Origin of the sequence: Aurantibacter sp. (assembly GCF_042094015.1) — a bacterium.
Classification (GTDB): domain Bacteria; phylum Bacteroidota; class Bacteroidia; order Flavobacteriales; family Flavobacteriaceae; genus Aurantibacter.
The window spans coordinates 1-6,121 of the sequence record NZ_JBELDZ010000105.1; the positions used below are offsets into that span (position 1 = coordinate 1).

At 32.6% G+C, this 6,121-nt stretch carries 7 protein-coding genes; all 7 read left to right on the forward strand.

The annotated features are described in order from the left end of the window. The coding region (locus ACFDSN_RS11495; protein ID WP_375239999.1) for an ABC transporter permease at positions 1–978 on the forward strand (978 nt) is incomplete at its 5' end. Between the two features lie 17 nt (positions 979–995). Beyond that, entirely contained in the window at positions 996–1,493 is a 498-nt protein-coding gene (locus ACFDSN_RS11500; RefSeq protein WP_375240000.1) for a thioredoxin-like domain-containing protein, read from the forward strand. Between the two features lie 2 nt (positions 1,494–1,495). Further along, positions 1,496–2,245 carry a triose-phosphate isomerase gene (gene tpiA, locus ACFDSN_RS11505; protein WP_375240001.1) on the forward strand — a complete coding sequence of 250 codons (750 nt, stop codon included), beginning with the start codon at positions 1,496–1,498 and terminating at the stop codon, positions 2,243–2,245. Between the two features lie 173 nt (positions 2,246–2,418). Continuing rightward, positions 2,419–3,255 (forward strand): 50S ribosomal protein L11 methyltransferase, encoded by an 837-nt coding sequence (prmA, locus tag ACFDSN_RS11510; RefSeq protein ID WP_375240002.1) that lies wholly within the window; start codon positions 2,419–2,421, stop codon positions 3,253–3,255. Positions 3,256–3,277: 22 nt separating this feature from the next. Then, positions 3,278–3,553 carry an ATP-dependent Clp protease adaptor ClpS gene (locus tag ACFDSN_RS11515; RefSeq protein ID WP_375240003.1) on the forward strand — a complete coding sequence of 92 codons (276 nt, stop codon included), beginning with the start codon at positions 3,278–3,280 and terminating at the stop codon, positions 3,551–3,553. Between the two features lie 131 nt (positions 3,554–3,684). Then, positions 3,685–4,080: a hypothetical protein gene (locus ACFDSN_RS11520; protein ID WP_375240004.1), complete on the forward strand. Its 396-nt coding sequence runs from the start codon at positions 3,685–3,687 to the stop codon at positions 4,078–4,080. 3 nt (positions 4,081–4,083) lie between these two features. Further along, a partial coding sequence (locus tag ACFDSN_RS11525; RefSeq protein WP_375240005.1) for a PKD domain-containing protein occupies positions 4,084–6,121 on the forward strand: 2,038 nt, incomplete at its 3' end.

Here is a 6,121-nt window from a genome sequence, read left to right on the forward strand (position 1 = left end):
CCAGCACAAATGATGTTAGGTCAAAACGAGGATAGCGAACAACTTAAAATAATAAAGCAAAAATATGGTTTCGATAAATCTTTAACCACTCAATATTTCTATTATGTAAATGATTTGTCTCCGCTTTCATTTCATTCTAAAAACGAGACAGATTATACGTTTTATAACGCTAAAAAATATTCAGGAGCAGAATTGTTTTCTATTGCAAATACAAATATTGCTTTAAAATTCCCATATTTAAGAGAGTCTTTTACTAAGCAAGGAAAAAAAGTAAGTCAGGTGTTGTCAGAAACGTTACCAAATACATTTGTTCTAGCGGTTTCAGCTATAGGAATAGCGTTGCTTTTAGGTTTGTTTCTTGGTGTTTTTTCTGCTCTATATAAAGACACGTTTTTAGATAAAGCCATTCAGATTTTAAGCACTTTAGGAATGAGTGTGCCTTCATTTTTTAGCTCTATTCTATTTGCTTGGTTTTTTGGTTATATTTTTCATGAATTCACGAATCTAGAAATGACAGGTAGTTTATTTGAGTTAGATGATTATGGTGTGAAAACTAATTTGAAACTTAAGAATTTAATTTTACCAGCAATTGTTTTAGGAATTAGACCATTAGCAGTAATTATTCAATTAATGAGAAATTCTTTACTAGAAGTGTTGAACCAGGATTATATTAGAACTGCAAGAGCTAAAGGTTTAAGTGAGTTTCAGATTATAAAAAACCATACTATTAAAAATGCATTAAACCCTGTAGTAACCGCAATATCTGGTTGGTTTGCTTCTTTGTTAGCAGGAGCCGTTTTTGTGGAATATATTTTTGGTTGGAATGGTTTGGGAAAAGAAATTGTAAATGCATTAAACACATTAGATTTACCTGTAATTATGGGAAGCGTTTTAGTAATAGCTACATTGTTTATTGTTATTAATATTTTAGTAGATATTATTTATACGTTACTAGATCCTAAAGTAAAATTAGAATAGGGAATTTAGATGAAATTATGAAAAAATACATATACTTACTTATAATATTAATAGCGTTCTCAAGCTGTAAAGCACAAGTGGAGCCAACACAATTTTCGACAGAGGCATTAAAAGATGTGTTTTTAACCACTAGCGATAGTAAAAATACATTTCAAGATATTTTAAATAAACACAAAGGAAAAGCTATAGTCATAGATGTTTGGGCTTCTTGGTGCGGCGATTGCTTAAAAGGATTACCAAAAGTAAAGACTTTACAAGCGCAATTTCCTGAGGCAGATTATGTATTTTTGTCGTTAGATAAGAAAATTTCAAGTTGGAAAAAAGGAATAGAAAAACATAATATTAAAGGTGACCATTATTATATGCAATCTGGTTGGAAAGGCGATTTTGGAAGCTTTTTGGATTTAGACTGGATTCCACGTTATTTGGTTGTCGATAAAAATCAAAACATTACTGTTTTTAATGCTGTATCTGCAGACGATAAAAACATAAATAAAGCATTAAAACCTCAATAATTATGAGAAAAAATATTGTAGCAGGAAACTGGAAAATGAATAACGATTTATCGCAAACAGAAGCTTTAATTTCGGATTTAAAACATCAGAAAAATAGAGGAAATGCAGAGGTGATGATTGCTCCAGCATTTACAAATTTATATTCGGCTTTTAATGCTTTAAAAGACACATCAATAGAAGTGACTGCTCAAAATATGCACTTTGCAAAAAATGGAGCTTATACCGGAGAGGTTAGTGCTTCAATGATAAAAAGTGTTGGAATTCAAACTGTAATTTTAGGGCATAGCGAACGTCGTGCGTATTTTGGTGAAACAGACCTAATATTAAAGCAAAAAGTAGATGCAGCATTAGCGGCAGATTTACGTGTCGTTTTCTGTTTTGGAGAAGAGTTAGCAGATAGAAATGCTGGTAACCAAGAAGTAGTAGTAGCATCTCAAATTAAGAATGCATTATTTCATTTAGATAAATTAGTATTTAAAAATATAGTTTTAGCTTACGAGCCAGTTTGGGCAATTGGGACTGGCGAAACTGCAAGTCCGCAACAAGCACAAAATATGCACAAGTTTATCCGAAAAACTTTAAATGATAAATATGGGAAAGATGTATCTGAAAATATGTCTATACTATATGGTGGTTCTGTAAAACCAAATAATGCGCAAGAAATTTTCTCTAAACCAGATGTAGATGGAGGATTAATAGGTGGAGCAGCATTAAATGCAGAAGATTTCTTTGCTATAGTAAACGCATTTTAGGTTAATAGTATTAATGGCGTTTCTCCAACAGGAAAAGTTTGAGTAGTGCTTCCACAAGTCACTTTTTTTTATAAACCGAAATAGAGTAAAGGGTTTCAATAGTTGTCCAATCACTAATGCAAGTGTTTAAACCCAAGTTAAGTTCATTAAATAAGTAGTTTAAAAATTAAAAAATGTCAAATATTATATATTTAGGTTATTATTTTAAAGTATCACCATTACAACTAGGAGTGGAAATTCTTATAGCAGAATTAGGTTACGCAGGATTTGAAAGTTTTGTGGAAACCGAATATGGCGTAACGGCTTATATTCAAAAAGCGGAATGGTACGAATCTATTTTAGATGATATCCAAATATTAAAATCTAATGAGTTTGAAATCACATTTACATCAGAAGAGATAGAGCAAACGAATTGGAATAAAGAATGGGAAAAAAACTTTAATCCAATAGTTGTAGATAATAAATGTGCTGTTAGAGCGCCATTTCACGAAAAATTTAATACAAAATATGATATTATAATTGAGCCAAAAATGAGTTTTGGAACAGGTCATCATGAAACTACACATATGATGATTCAGCATATACTTAAAAATGACTTCACTAATAAGTCGGTTTTAGATATGGGTTGTGGTACAGGAGTTTTAGCTATTCTTTCAGAAATGCGAGGTGCAAAAAAAATAGATGCTATAGATGTAGATAATTGGTGTTACTTAAATAGTTTAGAAAATGTAGAGCGTAATAACTGTAAAAATATTCAAGTTTTTGAAGGAGATGTGTCGCTTTTAAAAAGTAAAAAATATGATACTATAATAGCAAATATTAATAGAAATATTTTGCTAAATGATATTAAAGAATATGTTTCTTGTTTAACAAAAAATGCTAGTTTATTTCTAAGTGGATTCTATATCGAAGATATTTCTATTATTGAAAAAGAATGCAAAAAGTACGGATTAATGGTTTTTGATCAATTAGAGCGTAATAATTGGGTTGCATTACATTTTAAAAATTAATCACTATTCTAAATTGCTGATTATGAGTGTTAAAGAAAAAATAAAAATCGATTTTAGTACTAAAAAACAAACCGTTAATAACAACGAGATTGTATTGTATAATGACGACGTAAATACGTTCGACTATGTAATTGATACTTTGGTCGATGTTTGTGAGCATACTTCAGAGCAAGCAGAGCAATGTGCTATATTGGTTCATTATAAGGGTAAGTGTGTTGTAAAAACTGGTTCATTAAGGGATTTGAAGCCTAAGTGTTCATTGTTGCTTTCTGCAGGATTGAGCGCTGAGATTGTTTAAATAGAGAATAGGTAATTACTTATTCGATTAATGGTGTTATAATGCCGATATATAGATTCTTGTTTTGTTGTAATTATTAAAATATTTATGTTTTTTTACAAATAATTAACATTTGTTAACATATAACAATTATGAACACTATGTACACCAATAAATTCAGTAAGTACTTTTCCGCATTTGTACTTTGTTTTTTAATACAATTTTCTTACTCTCAAACAGATGGTAGCCAATTTAATTTACCTCCTGGAGCAAAGTTTTCAATAAAACAATACGAAAAAATAGATTACAGCTATAAATTAACTCAAAATTTAAATTTAGCTGTAGATAAACAATATTTAAAATTTAACGAAACAGAACTTTTATTGCTTAAAAGTAAAAATCTAGAAGGCTATAATTATTATTCAGATGCTAGAGATTATTTTAATTGTTTATCTAATAAAGTTAAAAAATCTTTTACGGTAAATGAGTTATGGTACATATACATATATGACCAAGAATTAAAAAAACAGTTAACCCTAATAAAATAAATTATGAAAAAAATTACTTTAACTCTCGTATTTTTATTAGGTAGTTTAAGCTTATTGTTTGGTCAAACATATACAATGACTGATGGTTCTAATAATTCATATAATACATGTTCTGGTACTTTCGTTGATTCTGGAGGAGCAGGGACAGGTAATCCCTCTCAGTATACAAACTCAGAATCTAGTGTAATTACATTTTGTCCTTCTACACCTGGGGATTTAATACAAATAAATTTTTCTCAGTTCGAAACAGAGGCAATTGGCGCAACGCTTTACGATTTCTTAGAATATTGGAATGCAAATTCTAATGCTGGACCTGCAGATGGTGTTTATGGTGGTGCTTTAGGCGCTTTCTCTATAACATCTACCAGTCCAGATGGCTGTATTACTTTTGAATTTACGTCAGATTTAACTAGTAGAGATCTTGGCTGGGAAGCGGTTGTAAGTTGTGTTACACCTTGTACAGTTCCTATAGCTAATTTAGATTCTACACCGGTTGATATTTGTGGTCCTGCATCAATAAATCCTGGTTCTTTAACGGTAGCTTTTGATGCTTCAGGATCTACCGCTAATGTACCGGAAACAGTTGCGTCATATGAATGGGATTTTGGAGATGGTAACACGCAAATCACTGCTACTAGTTCAGTAAATCATACTTACGCCTCAATAGAAGGTATTTATTTGGCAAGCGTAGACGTGGTTGATACTAATGGTTGTAGAAGTACTAATGCAGTAACAAAGTTAGTTAGAGTGATGCCTGGTCCAGATTTTTCTGGCGTACCATTGACTTATAATGTAGCTTGTGGTTCATCAATATCGCTTACAGGCGTGGTGTCTTCTCAAACGGAAACTCAAGAAACACCTGTGGTAGTAGGAGGTACTGTTGCTTTACCTGATGGTTCAGGAGTAAGCTACACGTCTTCATTAGATTTTACAGGGTTTTTCCCTAATTCAGGTCCTGGTTCAACTGTGGCATCAGGATGTTATCCAACTTTGACTTTTGATTTAGAACATTCTTTTTCTGGTGATTTAGAAATTTCTCTAATTTCTCCTACAGGCGAAACAGTTATGGTTTATGACCAACATGGTGGTGGAACAGGTTTTGGTAACTGTGTTGATGGGGCTGATGATAATGTACCAGGTTGTACAGCAACTTATACCGTTGTAGCGTCTGGCGGAACTGATGATTGGACAACTGCCACGCAATTAGGAGCTCCTCCTACAGTTAATGGTACTTGTGCTTATACAGGAGTTTGTGAAATTGGAGATTATTATGACCCTTCTTTAATTTATAATTCAACGAATCCTTTTTCATCACTTGATGGTGCTGATTTGAATGGTTCTTGGACTCTTCAAATAACAGATAATATTGGTTTTGATGATGGAGTAATAGATACTTGGTCTCTTACTTTTCCAGCATCATGTTACACAACTTTAGAAACAGTTACTCCAGATTTAGTTACAGCAACATGGACTGGTGGAGGAGCAGTACCAGTAGGTGCGCAATCTACAACAAGTGCTGTTGTAACAGATCCAGGTCCAGATTTATGTCCAGGTAGTGCAACTTGTCAAGGTACAGAATTAACAAATTCACCAACCGTTGGTCCTTTTGCAATTGCTGGTCCCTATACTTATACTTTAACAGTTGTTGATGAGTTTGGTTGCGAATATGAGAGAGATGTAGTAGTTACAGCTTCTTGTGATTGTTTGATTACATTAGATACCGCAAATAATACTCAGGCTGTTTGTGAAAACACCGCTATAGCTGATATTGAATATACCGTTGGAGGAGATGCTACAGGCGCAACAGTTACCGGTTTGCCAGCAGGTATTACAGGTTCTTTTTCTGCAGGGGTATTTACCATTTCAGGTACACCAAACCTTGGTGTGTCTGGTGTTTTTAATTATACAGTAACAACAGTTGGTTGTACACCTAATTTGAGTGAAACAGGTACAATTACTATAAATGCATTTCCTATAGCAGATGCCGGAACAGATGGAACAATTACTTGTACAACAACAAGTATTCAAATAGGAGCAGCAA